Origin of the sequence: Aminobacter aminovorans (genome assembly GCF_900445235.1) — a bacterium.
In the GTDB taxonomy this organism is placed as follows: domain Bacteria; phylum Pseudomonadota; class Alphaproteobacteria; order Rhizobiales; family Rhizobiaceae; genus Aminobacter; species Aminobacter aminovorans.
In genome coordinates this window covers 3,909,741-3,925,917 of the sequence record NZ_UFSM01000001.1, presented here as the reverse complement: position 1 = coordinate 3,925,917, position 16,177 = coordinate 3,909,741, and the positions used below count along the sequence as shown (strand labels likewise).

The window sequence follows — 16,177 nt, the reverse complement described above, 5'->3', positions numbered from 1 at the left end:
CCTCGCTAACCCCCGAGCTTCCTGTTATCTAGCCGCCGAAAAGGGCAAAGGCCACCATGGACGACGATCGTAAGAAATTCCCCCGCAAGGGCGGGTCAAAACCGGCTGGAGCAGGCGGCCGCGACGGCGGTGCGAAGAAATTCGGCAAGCCGCGCAGCGAAGGCGCTGGCAAGCCATTTGCCAAGAAGCCGTATTCACCCCGCCCTGCGAGTGCAGGTGGTGGCGATCGTCCCGATCGTCCCAAGCGCGATTTCGGTCCGCGCGATGACGCGCGGCCGGCAGGTGGCGAGCGCACGTTCCACAAGGGCCCGCGTCCCGAGGGCAAGCCTTACGATAAGCGCGAAGGCGGCCGCTCCTTTGGTGGCGACAAGCCCTATCGTGCGCGTCCAGCCGCAACTGCCGAGGGCGGCGAACGTCCCAAGCGCGAGTTCCGTCCGCGTGACGGTGAAGCCCGCCCTGCAAGCGGCGAACGCACCTTCAACAAGGGCCCGCGGCCCGAGGGCAAGCCCTACGAGAAGCGCGAAGGCGGCCGCTACTTTGGCGACAAGCCGTTTCGCCCGCGTCCGGCCGAAGGTGGCGAGCGCCCGCACCGTGAGTTCCGTCCGCGCGATGGTGAAGCACGTCCCGCCAGCGGCGAGCGCTCGTTCAGCAAGGGCCCGCGTCCCGAAGGCAAGCCCTACGAAAAGCGTGAAGGCGGCCGCTCCTTTGGTGGCGACAAGCCGTATCGCCCGCGTCCCGCCGAAGGCGGCGAGCGCCCGCATCGCGAATTCCGTTCGCGCGACGGCGAGGCCCGCCCCGCAAGTGGCGACCGCCCGTTCCGTTCGGGCCCGCGCCCTGAAGGTGGCAGGCCTTACGAAAAGCGTGAAGGCGGCGAGGCGAGGGCGTTCCGTCCGAGGCCGGATGGCGACCGTCGCCCGTCGAGCGATGGCTTCAAGCCGCGCCCGCGCGCTCCCGAGGATGCGCCGGAGCCGGGCGAGCGTATCGCCAAGCGCCTGGCACGTGCGGGCCTCGCCTCGCGCCGCGATGCCGAGGAGCTGATTGCTGCCGGCCGCGTCAAGGTCAACAACAAGATCCTGGCGTCGCCGGCGGTCAACGTCATGCCGGATGACATCATCCATCTCGACGGCATGGAAATCCCGCCGATCGAGCGCACCCGCCTGTTCCTGTTCCACAAGCCGGCGGGCGTGGTCACCACCAACCGCGATCCCGAGGGCCGCAAGACCGTCTTCGACGTGCTGCCGCAAGAGCTGCCGCGCCTGATGACCATCGGCCGCCTCGACATCAACACCGAAGGCCTGTTGCTTTTGACCAATGATGGCGGCCTGTCGCGCGTGCTCGAACTGCCGGCGACCGGCTGGCTGCGCCGCTACCGCGTGCGTGTCCATGGCAAGGTCGAGCAGAAGACGCTGGACGGTCTCAAGGACGGCATTGCCGTCGAGGGCGTGTTCTACGGCTCGATCGAAGCGACGCTCGACCGCGAGCAGGGCAGCAATGCCTGGATCACCATCGGCCTTCGTGAAGGCAAGAACCGCGAGGTCAAGAACATCCTCGGCGCGCTCGGCCTCGAGGTGAACCGCCTGATCCGCATCTCCTACGGACCGTTCCAGCTCGGCGAGCTGCCCGAGGGCCATGTTCAGGAGATCAAGGGCAAGATGCTGCGCGACCAGCTCGGCGAGCGGCTGATCGAGGAGTCGGGCGCCAATTTCGACGCCGACATCGTCAAGCCCTTCTCCAACAAGCCTACCTTCCGCCGCGAGGAACGTCGCGAGGAAGAGGCGCCGCGCGCCCCGCGCACCGCCCGCCTCGACATCGGCGAAGGCGGCCTGATCAAGAACCGCAAGCGCGATCGCGAGCGTCATCGTGAGGACGTTCTGGGTCGCCTGTCGACCGAACGCCCTGCCGGCTTCGGTGACAAGCCGAGCTATGGCGACAAGCCGAAATTTGGCGACAAGCCGAAGTTCGGTGACAAGCCCAGGTTTGGCGACAAGCCGAAGTTTGGTGACAAGCCGAAGTTTGGCGGCAAGAAGGGTGACGAGCGCGAAAAGAAGCCGTTCGAGACGCCTGGTGCGCGCAAGGCAAATGTCTGGATGGCTCCGGGCGCGCGTCCGCAAAGTGAAAAGGCCAAGGCCGACTACGCTGCCAAGCCGCGCGGCAAGGCCGACTTCGACAAGCCTCGTTCGGATAAGCCCCGTTCTGACGGCCCGCGTGGCGGACGGCCCGGCGGTCCGCGCCGGGATCGCGGCTGATGCGGGTAGTCGGTGGTGATCTGCGCGGCAGGCCGCTGGCCACGCCGCGCGACAACGCCATTCGCCCGACCACGGATCGCACGCGTGAAGCGGTGTTCAACATGCTTGCCCACCGCTTTGGCGGCAGGCTGGACGGCGCGCGCGTGCTCGATCTTTTCGCCGGCACCGGCGCGCTCGGCATCGAGGCGCTGTCGCGCGGCGCTGCCTATTGCGTCTTCATCGAGGAATCGGCGGAAGGCCGCGGGCTTGTCCGCACCAATGTCGAGAGCTTCGGCCTGACCGGACGGACCAAGATCTTCCGCCGTGACGCAACCGCTCTCGGCGACGCCGGCACGCTCGGGCCCTTCGGCCTGGTCTTTGCCGATCCGCCCTATGGCAAGGGCCTGGGCGAACGCGCCTTGCGTTCGGCCCGCGCCGGCGGCTGGCTGGCATCAGGCGCGCTCTGCGTCGTCGAGGAAGCCGCTGCCGCTGCCTTCGAGCCGGGCCCCGGCTTTTCCATCGTCGACGAACGCGCCTATGGCGAGACGGTGATCCGCTTCATCGAGGCGGAATAGCCGCGGCGCCCGACTTCGGCCTCTTTCGGACCGGAAGATTACGAACAATTCACTTCCCGCCGCTTTGTGCCGAAGCCTATAAGGCGGGCACGTCCACATTCAGAGGCAGTTGATGATCTTGAGATTCTTGCGGGCGAAAGCCTCGCTGCCAGCCCTGTTGGCCCTGGGGCTGGCCTCGTCGGCGCCGGCTCTGGCCGAAGCGCCGCGCAGCGACTGGAAGGTCACCAGTTTCACGCTCGACAATGGCATGCAGGTCGTCGTCATCCCCGACCATCGTGCGCCGATCGCCACCCATATGGTCTGGTACAAGGTCGGCAGTGCCGACGAGGTGCCCGGCAAGTCGGGCATCGCCCATTTCTTCGAACATCTGATGTTCAAGGGCACCAGCAACCACAAGGCCGGCGAGTTCGGCCAGAAGATCGCCGAGATCGGCGGCAGCGAAAACGCCTTCACCACCTATGACTACACCGCCTACCACCAGACGGTGACGCCCGCGGCACTCGAAACGATGATGAGCTTCGAGGCCGACCGGATGCGCAACCTGGTGCTGACCGATGCGGTGATCGGGCCTGAGCGCGACGTCATCCTGGAAGAGCGCCGCTCGCGCGTCGAAAACAATCCGGGCGCGCTGCTCAACGAGGAAGTCGACGCGACGCTGTACCAGAACCAGCCCTATCGCATTCCCGTCATCGGCTGGATGCATGAGATCGAGAAGCTCAACCGCGTCGACGCCACTGCCTTCTACGACCAGTATTACGCCCCCAACAACGCGATCCTGATCGTTGCCGGCGACGTCGAGCCGGAGACGGTCAAGGCACTGGCCGAAAAGACCTATGGCAAGGTCGCGCGCGGCCCCGAGCTGCCGCCGCGCATCCGTCCGGTCGAGCCGGAGCAGAACACCAAGCGCACCGTCGAACTGACCGACGAGCGTGTCAGCGTGCCGAGCTTCTCCAAGGCCTGGGTGGTGCCGTCCTACCAGACGGCCGAGCCGGGCGAAGCCGAAGCGCTCGACCTTCTGTCGGAGATCCTTGGTGGCGGCAGCCGCAGCCGGCTCTACCAGGGCCTGGTGGTCAAGGACGGCATTGCCTCCTCCGCCGGCGCCTTCTTCCAGGGCACGATGGTCGACGACACCAGCTTCACCGTCTATGGCGCGCCGCGTGGCGAAGCCGGGCTGCAGCAGGTGGAAGCCGCCGTCGACGTCGAGATCCGCCGCATCATCAACGACGGCGTGACATCGGACGAGCTCGAAAAGGCCAAGGACCGTTTCGTCCGCTCGATGATCTTTGCCCGCGACAACCAGGCAAGCATGGCCAACATCTATGGCAGCACGCTGGCGACCGGCGGCACGGTTGCCGACATCGAACAGTGGCCGGACCGGATACGCACGGTCACCACCGACCAGATCAAGGCGGTTGCCACCAAGTACCTCAATCCCGACCATTCGGTTGCCGGCTATCTGCTGCCGGCGAAATCAGTCGAGAAGTGATCTGATGACCAGGCTCATGGCAATGCGTTTCAAGGCCCCCACTTTCTCGACGACGCGTGCATCAGCGGCGACGCTGATGCTGGCGCTGGTTTTCCTGGTCCTGCCCGCCATGGTGGCGCGCGCCGAGGTCCGAATCCAGGAGGTCAGGTCCGACAAGGGCATCACCGCCTGGCTGGTCGAGGACTATTCGGTGCCGATCATCGCCATCAAGTTCCTGTTCGACGGCGGCAGCACGCAGGACCCTGTCGGCAAGGAAGGCCTCGCCAACCTGATGACCGGGCTTTTCGACGAAGGCGCCGGCGATCTCGACAGCGACGCCTTTCAGATCAAGCTCGACGAGGCCGGCGCCGAAATGGGCTTCAACGAAGGCAATGACGCCGTCGGCGGCGGCATGCGCATGCTGGCCGATCGCCAGGACGATGCGTTCGAACTGCTCAAGCTTGCGGTCGAGAAGCCGCGCTTCGACCAGGCGCCGCTCGACCGCATCCGCTCGCAGATCGTCAACGGCATCGTTGCCAATGCGCGTGATCCCGAAACCCAGGCAGCCCGCAAATGGGCCGAGGCGATCTACGGCACGCATCCTTATGCGCGGCCCGACATGGGCACCGAGGCATCGCTGGCCACGATCACCGCCGATGACCTGCGCGCCTTCCACAAGGCCAATTTCGCCCGCGAGAACATCCATGTCGCCGTCGTCGGCGCCATCGATGCCGAAACGCTGAAGAAGCGGCTCGACCAGGTGTTCGGCGCGTTGCCGGAAAAGGCCGAATTGCGGCCGGTCGAACGCGTCGAGCCCAGGCTCGGCCAGACCATGCATATCGAGTATCCGCTGCCGCAGACCTCGCTGCAGCTGGTCTATCCCGGCGTGCCGCGCGAAGCGCCCGATTTCCTCGCGGCAGCGCTGATGGAGCACATTCTGGGCGGCGGCACATTCTCGTCGCGGCTGTTCGACGAGGTGCGCGAAAAGCGCGGGCTGGCCTACAGCGTCAGCTCCGCGCTGATCAACCAGGAGCATTCGTCGTCGCTGATCATCGGCACGGCGACACGGTCGGACCGGGCAGCCGAGACGCTGGGCGTCATCCGCGAGGTGATCCGCAAGATGGCGGAGGAGGGTCCCACCGAGGCTGAACTCGACGCGGCCAAGAAATACATGCTTGGCGCCTATGCCATCAACAATCTCGATTCCTCGGGCGCCATCGCTGGCACGCTTGTCGACCTGCAGACCGACAAGCTCGGCATCGACTACATGCAGCGGCGCATCGAGCTGATCAACGCCGTCAAGCTCGACGACGTCAAGGCGGCGGCACGCAAGCTGTTGTCGGTCGAACCGGCGATCATGATCCTCGGTCCGAAATTCGGAGAGAGCAAGGGATGAGCGCCACCTTCGCACTGGCGCTCGGCGGCGGTGGGGCGCGTGGCCTCGCTCATATCCATGTCATCGAGGCGCTCGACGAGCTTGGCATCAAGCCGGTGGCGATCGCTGGTTCCTCCATAGGTGCTGTGATGGGCGCCGGCATGGCCGCCGGCCTGACCGGCAAGGAAATCCACGAGCACTCCCGCGCCGTGCTCGGCCGGCCGGCGGAGGTTGCAAGCCGCATGTGGCGGGCCCGGCCGGGCACGCTGTCGGAGATGGTCGAGACCGGTATCCGGGTCACCCAGTTCAATGTCGAGCGCATCCTCAAATCGTTCCTGCCCGAGGGCGTGCCGGCAACCTTCGAGGAGCTGAAGCTGCCCTTGAAGGTGACGGCAACCGACTATTACGGCCATTGCCTGAAGGTGTTCGAGGAGGGCGAGTTGTTTTCGGCGCTCGCCGCATCGGCGGCGATCCCGGCGGTGTTCAAGCCGGTGACGCGCGGCAACATCCTCTATATCGACGGCGGCATCTACAATCCGGTGCCGTTCGACCTGCTCGAGGGCCTGGCCGACCATGTCATTGCCATCGACGTCGTCGGCGCGCCGTTCGAGAACGGACGCAAGCCGCCCAATTCGATCGACCTGATGTTCGGCGCCAGCCAGCTGATGATGCAGTCGATCATCGCCAACAAGCTCGGCCAGAACCCGCCCGACATCTTCCTGCGGCCGCCGGTGTCGCGCTTCAAAGCGCTCGACTTCCTCAAGATCGACCAGGTGATGGCCGAGACGGCGGCGATCAAGGACGAGCTCAAGCACGCCCTCGACGAGATCCTGCGCTAAACCCGTCTGCTGCCCTATTGCAGCGTCGATGCCTTGCCGGTGGAGAAGGGCGACTGTGCCGCCGGCGGCAGCGCCGGCACCGGCTCGTCCTGATGCTGCGGTTCGCGCGCGATCGCATTGACGACGCGGAAGCAGACGAACATCGAGACGACACCGAACACCACCGCCCCCAGCCCCCAGCCGGCGATGACGCCGATGGCGCCCCAGTAATGCGCGCCGATCCAGACGAAGGGGATGACACCGAGCGTCGAGCGGCCCCAGTTGAACACGGTCGAATAGGTCGGATAGCCCAGATTGTTGAAGGCAGCGCTGGACACGAAGATCGCGCCGTTGAACAGGAAGCTGCCGGCGGCGAAATGGCAGAAGAACACGATCAGCTCGCGGGCGATGCCGTCGGCGCCGAAGGCGCTGGCGATCGGGTTGGCGAAGATCGCCAGCAGCCCCCACACAGCCAGCACATAGACGATGGTGAACAGCAGGCTGTCGCGCATCGTCGTGGTCAGGCGCTCGAACTTGCGGGCGCCGTAGTTCTGCCCGAGGATCGGCCCGACGGCACCCGACAGCGCGAAGATGACGCCGAAGGCGACCGGCACCAGGCGGCCGATGATCGCCCATCCGGCCACCGCCTGGTCGCCGAAGGCGGCCATTTCGATGGTGACATAGGCGTTGCCGACAGGGGTCGCGACCTGGGTCAGCATCGCAGGCACGCCGATGGCAAAGAATGGCCTGACGGCCTCGCGCAGTCCGCTGAGGTCAGGGAGCTTGATCAGCCTGTGCACGACATGGACGCCATGCAGGCCGATGGCCAGCATCACGAAGCGTGTCAGCACCGTCGAGATGGCGGCGCCATTGAGGCCGAGGTCGAAGCCGAAGATCAGGATCGGGTCGAGAATTGCCGCCGCAATGCCGCTGCCCAGCGTCACATACATCGCCCGTCGCGCATCGCCGACGCCGCGCAATATGCCTGTCGTGCACATGCCGAGCGCCATGATTGGGAATGACGGCAGCACGATCTGCAGGAACCGCGTCGACAGCTCGAGCGTGGCGCCGGTGGCGCCGAGCAGGGAGAGCAGCGGACGCAGGAACGGCAAGGCAGCGAGCGTCATCACAAGTGTCGCGACGCCCATGAACACCATCGAGGCGCCGCCCATGCGCCTGGCTTCCTCGCGCTGGCCGCGGCCGAGGCAGCGCGCCACCAGCGCGCCGCAGGCGATGGTGAAACCGATCGAGATCGAAAGCGTGAAGAACAGCAGCGTCGAGGCAAAGCCGATGGCTGCCGCCAGTTCCTCGATGCCGAGCAGGGAAATATAGAACAGGTTGAGCGCGTCGACGATGAAGATGGCGATCAGGCCGACCGAGCCGGTGCCGGTCATGACCACGACATGGCGCATGGTCGAACCGGTGGTGAATTTTGCCGGTGCCGCCGCCGGGGCCTGTGTGGACATGCTGTTCCCCTGGAGATTTCGGCGGCGAAGCGCCGCATCAGGGTCGTTTGACCATGCACCCGCCCATTGCACAAGCCGGTTGGGGACAATAGATGGGGGTGGTACGGGCCGCGACCAACGGGCGGTTAGCAATCGGAACATGCCAAATGAACGATACCAACGACGCCGCAAAACTGGCCGACCGGGTGGCGAGCCTCGTCGAAGCGGCAAAAAAGGCCGGCGCTGACGCAGCCGACGCGGTTGCGGTGCGCGGCCGCTCGACAAGCGTTTCGGTGCGCCTCGGCAAGGTCGAGGCGACAGAGGCTTCCGAAAGCGAGGACATGTCGCTTCGGGTCTTCGTCGGCCAGCGCGTCGCCAGCGTTTCGGCGACTGCCGCCTCCGACCCCAGGGTTCTGGCCGAGCGCGCCGTGGCGATGGCCAGGGTTTCGCCGGAGGATCCCTATCAGGGTCTGGCCGATGCCTCGTTGCTGACGCATGCGCCGCGCGACCTCGACCTGTTCGACGACACCGTCGTTTCCGCCGAACGCCTGAAGGAAGACGCGCTCGCCGCCGAAGAGGCAGCACTCGCCGTCAAGGGCGTGACCAATTCGTCAGGTGCCGGCGCTGCCGCCGGTCTCGGCGGACTGGTGCTCGCCACCTCGCACGGCTTTGTCGGCCACTATGTCGGCTCGCGCTTCTCGCGCTCGGCCAGCGTCATCGCCGGCGAGGGCACGTCGATGGAGCGGGACTATGATTTCTCGTCACGCATCCACTTCGCCGATCTCGATCCATCGGCCGATATCGGCCGCAGCGCCGGCGAACGGGCGGTCAAGCGGCTCAACGCCCGCAAGGCGGCAACCGGACCCGTCGACGTCGTCTTCGATCCGCGCGTCGCGCGCGGCATTGCCGGGCACCTCGCCGGCGCCATCAACGGCGCGTCGGTGGCCCGCAAGACCAGCTTCCTGCGCGACATGATGGGCAAGCAGGTGGCTTCCGCCGCCATCACCGCCATCGACGAGCCGTTGAAGCTGCGCGGCCAGGCGTCGCGTCCGTTCGACGGCGAGGGCATCGAAGGTGCGACGCTCAAGATGGTCGACAAGGGCGTGCTCAACCATTGGTTCCTGTCGACATCGGCGGCGCGCGAACTCGGGCTCGTCACCAATGGCCGTGGCGCGCGCGGCGGCTCGTCCGTGTCGCCGTCCTCGACCAATTTCAGCATCGAGCCGGGCGAGCGCTCGCCCGAGGACATCATCCGCTCGCTCAAGCGCGGCTTCTATGTCACCGAGGTGTTCGGCCAGGGCGTCGACATGGTGACGGGCGAGTACAGCCGCGGCGCTTCCGGCTTCTGGATCGAGAATGGCGAGATCACCTGGGCGGTGTCGGAGGTGACGATCGCCTCCAACCTCAAGGACATGTTCCTGCGCATGGTGCCGGCCAGCGACCTCGACCGCAATTTCGGCACTGCCGCGCCGACGCTTCTGATCGAAGGCATGACCCTTGCAGGCGACTGACAACATCGACAATTCCGACCTGAAGGGCGAGCTCGACCTGCTGCGTGCGGCTGCCACCGAGGCCGGGCGGATCGCCATGGGCTTTTTCCGGCAGAGCCCGGAAGTCTGGTTCAAGGGCGGCAATTCGCCGGTCAGCGAGGCCGATTACGCCGCCGACCACTATCTGCGAGAAACCTTGACGGCGGCCAGGCCCGATTATGGCTGGCTGTCGGAGGAAACCGCCGACAGTCCCGACCGGCTCGGCGCGCGCCGCACCTTCGTCGTCGACCCGATCGACGGCACGCGCGGCTTCGTCGAGGGGCGCACGGCATGGTGCGTCAGCGTTGCCGTCGTCGAGGCCGGCCGTTCACTCGCCGGCGTGCTCGAATGCCCGGCGCGGCAAGAGACCTACTGGGCGGTCAAAGGCGGTGGCGCCTTTCTCAACGGCCAGCCCCTGAAGGTGCGCGAACCGGGCGAACGCATGCGTATTGCCGGTCCCAAGCCGATGATCGACAGGATGCCTGTGGACTGGCAGGGCAGGCTCGAGCGCGAGACCTACATTCCCTCGCTGGCCTATCGCGTGGCGATGATCGCCAACGGGGTGCTCGATGCGACGTTCGTCAAGCCGAATGCCCATGATTGGGACATCGCCGCTGCCGAGCTGATCCTGACCGAGGCGGGCGGCAAGCTGCTCGACCGGCATGGCAGCCGGCTCGCCTTTGCCGGCGAGGACATCGTTCACGGCGCGCTGATGGCCGGCAGCGGGACGCTGCTCGATGTCATGGCCGGTGTTCTCGCCAGCCACGACGGTTGATGATTTTGCCGACTGTTCCAAAACGGCGCGCTTTGGTCTAGATCAGGCAAGCCCTGAGATGATGAATCAAGGAAACAGATGTCCGAAGAAAACGGAAAAAAGCAGCTCCTGCATCTGGTGTTTGGCGGCGAACTGACCAAGCTCGGTGGAACCGAGTTCCGCGATCTCGACGCGCTCGACATGGTTGGCATCTATCCCGACTACAAGTCGGCCGAGCTGGCCTGGAAGGCAAAGGCGCAGGCAAGCGTCGACAACGCCCATATGCGCTATTTCGTCGTTCACCTGCATCGGTTGCTGGAGCCCGACACAAAGGCTGCCGGTCAGAACTGATGGAGCAACCCCGCATGGCGTCGCCGGCCGTGAGGCCCGCGACGAAGAAGAAGCGCGTCAAGCAGCCGGCGTCGAAGACGTTCTGGCGCCGCATTCGCGAGCCGCTTGCCAAATCGCGCTTCGCCAAGGGTGCGGTGGCGAGCCTGTTTGCCGGTGCGATGCGCTTCATCAGGCTGACCAATCCGCTGGTCAAGGGCTCCTATGAGCTGGCCGGCGGCAGCCATGCCGACAGCGAGCCGCTGATCGTCGGGCTGTGGCACGGCCAGCATCTGCTGGCGCCGGCGCTCTATCCGAGCAAGCGCGGCCTGGTGGCGATGGTGTCGCGCAGCGCCGATGCCGAGCTCAATGCGCTTGTCATCAACAAGTTCGGCATCGAGGCGGTGCGCGGCTCCGGCGGGCGTGAAACCAGGCGCAAGCACGAAAAAGGTGGCGCAACCGCGCTGATCGCCCTGAAAAAGGCGCTCGATACCGGCAAGAACGTCTGCATGATCGCTGACATTCCGCATGGCACGCCGCGTGACGCCGGCATGGGCATCGTGCTCCTGGCACGGCTTTCCGGGCGCCCGATCGCGCCGGCGGCGATTGCCACCAGCCGCCGCAAGGTGCTGGAAGGCAGCTGGGACAAGACCACGATCAATCTGCCCTTCGGCCGCTGCGCCATCTTCGTCGCGCCGCTGATCGAGGTTCCGGCCGATGCCGACGATGCCGAGATGGAGCGCAAGCGCCAGGAACTGACCGCGGCCATCGACCATGCCACCGAGCAGGCCTATCGCCTGGTTGATGGCGGCAAAGTCGATGGCGGCAAAGTGGCCAGTGGCAAATTGGATAGTGGCATATGAGCGAACGCTGGGCTCGCGCCTTCCTCAGAGCCTATCGTTACGCAGGTGCCGCTGCCTATCCGATGGTTGGCACCTATGTCGCCTGGCGCGCCTCCAAGGGCAAGGAAGACCACAACCGCCGGCGTGAGCGTTATGGCGTGCCGAGCCGGGAGCGGCCTGACGGGCCGCTGATCTGGTTCCATGCGGCGAGCGTCGGCGAGACCATCGCGGTCGTGCCGCTGATCGAATCGATCCTTGGTTATGGCATCCATGTCGTGCTGACCACCGGCACGGTCACTTCGGCGCAGGTCGCGGAGGAACGGCTGGGCGGCCGCATCATCCATCAATATGTGCCGCTCGACCTGAAGCCGGCGGTGAGCCGCTTCCTCGACCACTGGCACCCGGACCTGGCGATCATCGCCGAATCGGAAATCTGGCCGATGACGATCCTCGAACTCGGCGCCCGCCGCGTGCCGCAGATCCTGGTCAACGGGCGCCTGTCCGACCGGTCGTTCAAGTCGTGGAAGAAGCGCGCCTACATTGCCGAGGCGCTGTTCGAGAACATGGCCCATGTGGTGGCGCAGTCCGAGGTTGACGGCGAGCGTTTTCGCGCGCTCGGCGCACGCCCCGTCACCGTGTCGGGCAACCTCAAGGTCGATACCGCGCCGCCGCCGGCCGACGAAACCGCGCTCTACGCCATCCAGCGCCAGATCGGCCGCCGCCCGACCTGGGCCGCCGTGTCGACCCATGACGGCGAAGAGGTGATGGCTGCCGAAGTGCACGCCATGCTGCGCAGCCGCCACCGCAGCCTGCTGACCATCATCGTGCCGCGCCATCCCGACCGTGCCGAGGCATTGGTGGCGGAGCTGACCGCCATGGGCCTGAATGTCGCCCGCCGCAGCGCCGGCGATCGCATCACCCCTGACACCGACATCCTGCTCGGCGACACCATCGGCGAGATGGGGCTTTATCTGCGCCTGACCGAGATCGCCTTCGTCGGCCGCTCGATGACCGCGCAGGGCGGCCAGAATCCGCTCGAGCCGGCGATGCTCGACACCGCCGTTCTCGCCGGACGCAACGTCCAGAACTTCCGCGACACCTATCAGCGTCTGATCGACAAGGGCGGTGCCAAGATCGTGCGCGACCGCGACATGCTCGCCGGTGCCGTCAATTTCCTGCTCGGCAATGAAATCGCCCGCCACGACATGATGTCGGCGGGTGCTGCCACCGTCGAGGAAATGCGCGGCGCGCTCGCCCGGACGTTGAAGGCGCTCGAACCCTATATCCATCCGCTCATCGTGCAGTCGCGCCTCAAGGGCGCGGGCGGGAGGTAGATCTGGCCAGCGAAGCGCCTCCTTTCTGGTGGGAAAAGCCGGATTGGCGCGCCTACGCGCTCTATCCGGTGTCGGCGCTTTATGCCCTGGTGGCAGGCCGGCGCATGAAGGCGGCCAGGCGCGAAAAGATCGACGCACCGGTGCTGTGTGTCGGCAACTTCACCGTCGGCGGCACCGGCAAGACCCCCGTTGCCATAGCACTCGCCAGGCAGGCCAAGCGCATGCAGCTGGTGCCCGGCTTCCTGTCGCGCGGCCATGGCGGCAGCTTCTCCGAACCGCATATCGTCGATCCCCATCACGACAGCGCCAAGCATGTCGGCGACGAGCCGCTGCTTCTGGCCGAGCATGCGCTGGTCGCGGTGTCGGCCAACCGGGCCGCAGGCGCGCGCATGCTGATCGAGCGCGGCTGCAACTTCCTGATCATGGATGACGGCTTCCAGAGCGCGCGCATCCATATCGACTATGCGCTGATCGTCGTCGACGCCCGTTATGGCCTGGGCAACGGCCATGTCATTCCCGGCGGGCCGATGCGGGCGCGGTTGATCGACCAGCTCAGATTTGCCGACGCGGTGCTGAAGATGGGCGAGGGCGAGCGGGCGGATGCGGTGGTGCGCCGGGCGGCGCGCGCCGGCAAGCCGGTCTTTTCAGCCCTGGCGCGTCCGCGCGGCAAGAAGGCCTTTGCCGGCCGCCGCTTCCTGGCTTTCGCCGGCATCGGCCACCCCGAGAAGTTCTTCGCCACGCTGGCCAAGGCAGGGGCAACGGTGGTGCTGGCGCACCCCTTCGCCGACCATCATTTCTACCTGCCCGACGAGCTCGAGGACCTGGTGACCGCCGCCCGCGCCGGCGAGCTCGAGCTGGTCACCACGTCCAAGGACGCGGCCAGGCTGCGCCATGGTGCGGCCTCGCCGGAATTCCTGGAGAACCTCAACGTGCTGGAGATCGACGCGGTCTTCGACATCGAGAACGCGCCCCAGCGCATCATCGGTGAGACGCTCGAAGCCTGGCGACGGCGCAAGATATCAGCTTGAAGATATCAGGCTGAAGATCGCGGGCCGACGGGCGAGATTCTGTCGCGCCCTATTTGCGCGTGCGCAGCTCCGGGTTCATGTCGATTTCACGCGAAAGCGAGACCGCGGCATCGCGGTAAGGCTCCTGGCGGGCGACGCTCCAGTATTTGAGCTCGTCCAGCGGGATCGAGTCACCCGTCACCGCGCAGCGCACGAAGGAGCCGGGGCTCGTCACCTGGAAATCGCCGTCGAGATAGCGGATGCGGGCTTCGCGTGCGCCGGGGCCTTCGAAACGGTTCATCATGGGCTTTCGCTCAATCTCCCTGTGCCGGCTCCTGGTGCCGGCCGCCGGCGGCATCGCCTGCCGAAATCTACAGTTTCTCTGGCCCGTAAAGAAGGGGGCCCATGAAGAAGGGGCCCCTTTGGAAGGGTGGGCCGTGCGTTGCCCGGCTTTTACGGTCACAAAATGTCCCGGGTCAAGTTACCTCTCCTCGGACAGGAAGCGTTCGACCGTCTCGGGTGCCAGCCCGGCATGGTGGCCGATGCGCCGCGCCAGTTCGGCTGCGGCACTTCTCGGCCGTCCCATCGGGCGGTCGAGCCAGTAGGAGACCGGGTTCAGTGCGCGATGTTCGTCGACCATGACGAGATGGCCTGCCTTCAGCTGGTTTTCGGTCAGTGGCGGCCGCGCCAAAGCGATGCCAAGGCCGTGGCTCGCCGCCGACAGCACCAGATTATAATCCTCGAAGCGCCGGTCCTGCGGCCGCGGGCGGTAGTCGAGGCCATGCGTGCTGAACCAGGATCGCCAGCTCGACGCATCGGAATCGTGGATCAGCGGAAAGTCCAGCAGCCTTGCGGCGTCGCCGCTGCCGATGCGGGCGGCAAGCGCGGGCGCGGCGATGGGAAAGCAATGCTCCTCGAACAACTGCGTCGAGATCCGTCCCGGGATCTTGCCGCGGCCGCAGCGGATGGAGAGATCGATGCCCTCGTCGGCGAGGTCGGCCTGGCGGATGTCGATGTCGAGCACCACCCGCAGCCTGGGGTTGCCGGCTTCGAGCTCGGACAGGCGCGGCATCAGCCACAGGCTGGCGATGGAGGGGATAGAGGTCAGCCGCACGACGGCGGCACCGCGCGGCTCGACCCAACGGTCGGTGGTATCGGAGATCAGCGAGAACGCCTCACTGGCGCGTAGATGCAGGCGCTGGCCTTCGAGCGTCAGCGTCACCCCGCGCGCGCCGCGCTCGAACAGCCTGAGGCCGAGCCAGTCCTCGAGCTTGGCGACCTGCCGGCTGATCGCGCCATGGGTCATGTTGAGCTTTTCGGCCGCCGCCGAGAAGCTGCCGCTGCGCGCCGCCGCCTGGAAGGCGCGCAAGGTTTCGAGAGGGAGCATCTGTTCGGAGCTGTGATCCATGCTCACAGCTGAGCCTTGATTTATTCGTTTGTCAATCAGCTCCTCATCAGGGAAATCTATGCCAGACCCAAACTGACGAGGCCTAGCCATGACCGCCCAGACCACCTCCCGTAGCGGCAATCCGACACAGCGCGCTTCCGCTGTTACCGTGCTTGCGGTGGTCGTGACGATCTTCGGCTGGGCCTCGTCCTTTCCGGCCATCCGCGCCGGGCTGAGCGCCATCGATCCGATCGAGCTCGGCGCGTTGCGCTTCGCCATCGCGGCGGTGCCGTCGGCGATCTACCTGATGATCCTGCGCCCGGCCTTGCCGTCGCTGAACGAGCTCTGGCGCTTTGCCTTTGGCGGCGCGGTCTTCATCGCGCTCTACACGGTGCTGCTGAACTATGGCGAGATGACGGTCTCGGCGGGTGCGGCGAGCTTCATCATCAACGTCAATCCGATCATCACCGCCGTCCTGGCGATGATCCTGCTCGGCGAGCGGTTTCCTGTCTTGGCCTGGATCGGCACCTTCCTGTCGTTTGCCGGCATCGGCATCATTGCGCTCGGCGAAGGGCAGGGGCTGACCTTCAACACCGGCGCCTTGCTGATCCTCGGCTCGGCGTTGTGCACCTCGCTCGCCAGCATCGTCCAGAAGCGGCTGTACAGCCGCCACCGGCCGCTGACGGTCTCGGCCTGGAACATGATCCTCGGCGCGCTGTTCCTGGCGCCGGCGCTGCCCAACGGCCTTGCCCAGATGTCGGTCGCCGCTGCCGAACCGTTCTGGTCGGTCATCTATCTCGGCATCGTGCCGAGCCTGATCGCCTATGGCAGCTGGTCGGTGGCGCTGTCGCGCCTGCCGGCGTCCCGTGCCTCCAACTTCATGTATTGCGTGCCGCCGGTGGCGGTGGCGATCGGCTTTTTCTGGCTCGGCGAGACCCCCGGCCTGTTCGGCATCCTTGGTGGCGCGCTGGCGCTGGCCGGCGTGGTGTTGGTCAATCTTAAGCGCTAAGGCGGGCTGAAGCGCTGAGGCGGGCTGAAGCGCCAAGGCGGGCTCAAGCGCTGCAGCACGCTGAAGCGCTGAGCTCGGGACCGCC

The 16,177-nt window shown here is 66.1% G+C and carries 15 protein-coding genes; 12 read left to right on the top strand and 3 right to left on the bottom strand.

Annotated elements, in window-relative coordinates:
* The first annotated feature begins 56 nt into the window (after positions 1-56).
* The 5 genes from DY201_RS19320 (at position 57) to DY201_RS19300 (ending at position 6,479) form a co-directional block, all read left to right on the top strand.
* Positions 57-2,246: a pseudouridine synthase gene (locus DY201_RS19320; protein WP_115732592.1), complete on the top strand. Its 2,190-nt coding sequence runs from the start codon at positions 57-59 to the stop codon at positions 2,244-2,246.
* Positions 2,246-2,800: a 16S rRNA (guanine(966)-N(2))-methyltransferase RsmD gene (gene rsmD, locus DY201_RS19315; protein WP_115732591.1), complete on the top strand. Its 555-nt coding sequence runs from the start codon at positions 2,246-2,248 to the stop codon at positions 2,798-2,800. Before DY201_RS19320 ends, rsmD begins: the two co-directional genes overlap by 1 nt.
* A 112-nt stretch (positions 2,801-2,912) precedes the next feature.
* Complete coding sequence (locus tag DY201_RS19310; protein ID WP_115732590.1) at positions 2,913-4,286, top strand: M16 family metallopeptidase; 1,374 nt, start codon at positions 2,913-2,915, stop codon at positions 4,284-4,286.
* A 4-nt stretch (positions 4,287-4,290) separates the two neighbouring features.
* Entirely contained in the window at positions 4,291-5,661 is a 1,371-nt protein-coding gene (locus DY201_RS19305) for a M16 family metallopeptidase (protein ID WP_115732589.1), read from the top strand.
* The gene (locus DY201_RS19300; protein ID WP_115732588.1) at positions 5,658-6,479 is read left to right on the top strand and encodes a patatin-like phospholipase family protein; all 822 of its coding nucleotides are present in this window, start codon (positions 5,658-5,660) and stop codon (positions 6,477-6,479) included. The genes DY201_RS19305 and DY201_RS19300 overlap by 4 nt, the downstream gene beginning before the upstream one ends.
* 14 nt (positions 6,480-6,493) lie before the next feature.
* On the opposite strand, the gene DY201_RS19295 is transcribed toward DY201_RS19300, so the two are convergent.
* Positions 6,494-7,924, bottom strand: coding sequence for an MATE family efflux transporter (locus DY201_RS19295; protein ID WP_115732587.1), 1,431 nt, complete (start codon positions 7,922-7,924; stop codon positions 6,494-6,496).
* A 146-nt stretch (positions 7,925-8,070) separates the two neighbouring features.
* On the opposite strand from DY201_RS19295, the gene DY201_RS19290 reads away from it, so the two are divergent.
* From DY201_RS19290 to lpxK, 6 genes are all read left to right on the top strand, one after another.
* The gene (locus DY201_RS19290; RefSeq protein ID WP_115732586.1) at positions 8,071-9,414 is read left to right on the top strand and encodes a TldD/PmbA family protein; all 1,344 of its coding nucleotides are present in this window, start codon (positions 8,071-8,073) and stop codon (positions 9,412-9,414) included.
* On the top strand, positions 9,401-10,207 hold the full coding sequence (locus DY201_RS19285) for a 3'(2'),5'-bisphosphate nucleotidase CysQ (RefSeq protein ID WP_115732585.1): 807 nt from the start codon (positions 9,401-9,403) through the stop codon (positions 10,205-10,207). Before DY201_RS19290 ends, DY201_RS19285 begins: the two co-directional genes overlap by 14 nt.
* A gap of 78 nt (positions 10,208-10,285) precedes the next feature.
* Positions 10,286-10,537 (top strand): DUF4170 domain-containing protein, encoded by a 252-nt coding sequence (locus DY201_RS19280; protein ID WP_067963345.1) that lies wholly within the window; start codon positions 10,286-10,288, stop codon positions 10,535-10,537.
* Positions 10,537-11,376 carry a lysophospholipid acyltransferase family protein gene (locus DY201_RS19275; protein WP_115732584.1) on the top strand — a complete coding sequence of 280 codons (840 nt, stop codon included), beginning with the start codon at positions 10,537-10,539 and terminating at the stop codon, positions 11,374-11,376. Before DY201_RS19280 ends, DY201_RS19275 begins: the two co-directional genes overlap by 1 nt.
* Positions 11,373-12,689, top strand: coding sequence for a lipid IV(A) 3-deoxy-D-manno-octulosonic acid transferase (waaA, locus tag DY201_RS19270; protein ID WP_115732583.1), 1,317 nt, complete (start codon positions 11,373-11,375; stop codon positions 12,687-12,689). Before DY201_RS19275 ends, waaA begins: the two co-directional genes overlap by 4 nt.
* Positions 12,690-12,691: 2 nt before the next feature.
* Positions 12,692-13,717 (top strand): tetraacyldisaccharide 4'-kinase, encoded by a 1,026-nt coding sequence (gene lpxK, locus DY201_RS19265; RefSeq protein ID WP_115732582.1) that lies wholly within the window; start codon positions 12,692-12,694, stop codon positions 13,715-13,717.
* Between the two features lie 49 nt (positions 13,718-13,766).
* Here lpxK and DY201_RS19260 read toward each other — a convergent pair whose 3' ends face one another.
* On the bottom strand, positions 13,767-14,000 hold the full coding sequence (locus DY201_RS19260; protein WP_115732581.1) for a DUF2093 domain-containing protein: 234 nt from the start codon (positions 13,998-14,000) through the stop codon (positions 13,767-13,769).
* A 177-nt stretch (positions 14,001-14,177) separates the two neighbouring features.
* A complete protein-coding gene (locus DY201_RS19255; RefSeq protein WP_115733884.1) occupies positions 14,178-15,083 on the bottom strand; it encodes a LysR substrate-binding domain-containing protein in 906 nt (301 codons plus the stop codon).
* Between the two features lie 109 nt (positions 15,084-15,192).
* Between DY201_RS19255 and DY201_RS19250 the strand changes: the two genes are divergently transcribed.
* Positions 15,193-16,092, top strand: a complete 900-nt coding sequence (locus DY201_RS19250; protein WP_115732580.1) for a DMT family transporter — start codon at positions 15,193-15,195, stop codon at positions 16,090-16,092.
* Positions 16,093-16,177: the final 85 nt, after the last annotated feature.

Excerpts from the sequence above, each read along its gene's own strand:
- DY201_RS19320 (WP_115732592.1), top strand. The coding sequence starts at position 57 with ATGGACGACGATCGTAAGAAATTCCCCCGCAAGGGCGGGTCAAAACCG.
- rsmD (WP_115732591.1), top strand. The coding sequence starts at position 2,246 with ATGCGGGTAGTCGGTGGTGATCTGCGCGGCAGGCCGCTGGCCACGCCG.
- DY201_RS19310 (WP_115732590.1), top strand. The coding sequence starts at position 2,913 with ATGATCTTGAGATTCTTGCGGGCGAAAGCCTCGCTGCCAGCCCTGTTG.
- DY201_RS19305 (WP_115732589.1), top strand. The coding sequence starts at position 4,291 with ATGACCAGGCTCATGGCAATGCGTTTCAAGGCCCCCACTTTCTCGACG.
- DY201_RS19300 (WP_115732588.1), top strand. The coding sequence starts at position 5,658 with ATGAGCGCCACCTTCGCACTGGCGCTCGGCGGCGGTGGGGCGCGTGGC.
- DY201_RS19295 (WP_115732587.1), bottom strand. The coding sequence starts at position 7,924 with ATGTCCACACAGGCCCCGGCGGCGGCACCGGCAAAATTCACCACCGGT.
- DY201_RS19290 (WP_115732586.1), top strand. The coding sequence starts at position 8,071 with ATGAACGATACCAACGACGCCGCAAAACTGGCCGACCGGGTGGCGAGC.
- DY201_RS19280 (WP_067963345.1), top strand. The coding sequence starts at position 10,286 with ATGTCCGAAGAAAACGGAAAAAAGCAGCTCCTGCATCTGGTGTTTGGC.
- DY201_RS19275 (WP_115732584.1), top strand. The coding sequence starts at position 10,537 with ATGGAGCAACCCCGCATGGCGTCGCCGGCCGTGAGGCCCGCGACGAAG.
- waaA (WP_115732583.1), top strand. The coding sequence starts at position 11,373 with ATGAGCGAACGCTGGGCTCGCGCCTTCCTCAGAGCCTATCGTTACGCA.
- DY201_RS19260 (WP_115732581.1), bottom strand. The coding sequence starts at position 14,000 with ATGATGAACCGTTTCGAAGGCCCCGGCGCACGCGAAGCCCGCATCCGC.
- DY201_RS19255 (WP_115733884.1), bottom strand. The coding sequence starts at position 15,083 with ATGCTCCCTCTCGAAACCTTGCGCGCCTTCCAGGCGGCGGCGCGCAGC.
- DY201_RS19250 (WP_115732580.1), top strand. The coding sequence starts at position 15,193 with ATGACCGCCCAGACCACCTCCCGTAGCGGCAATCCGACACAGCGCGCT.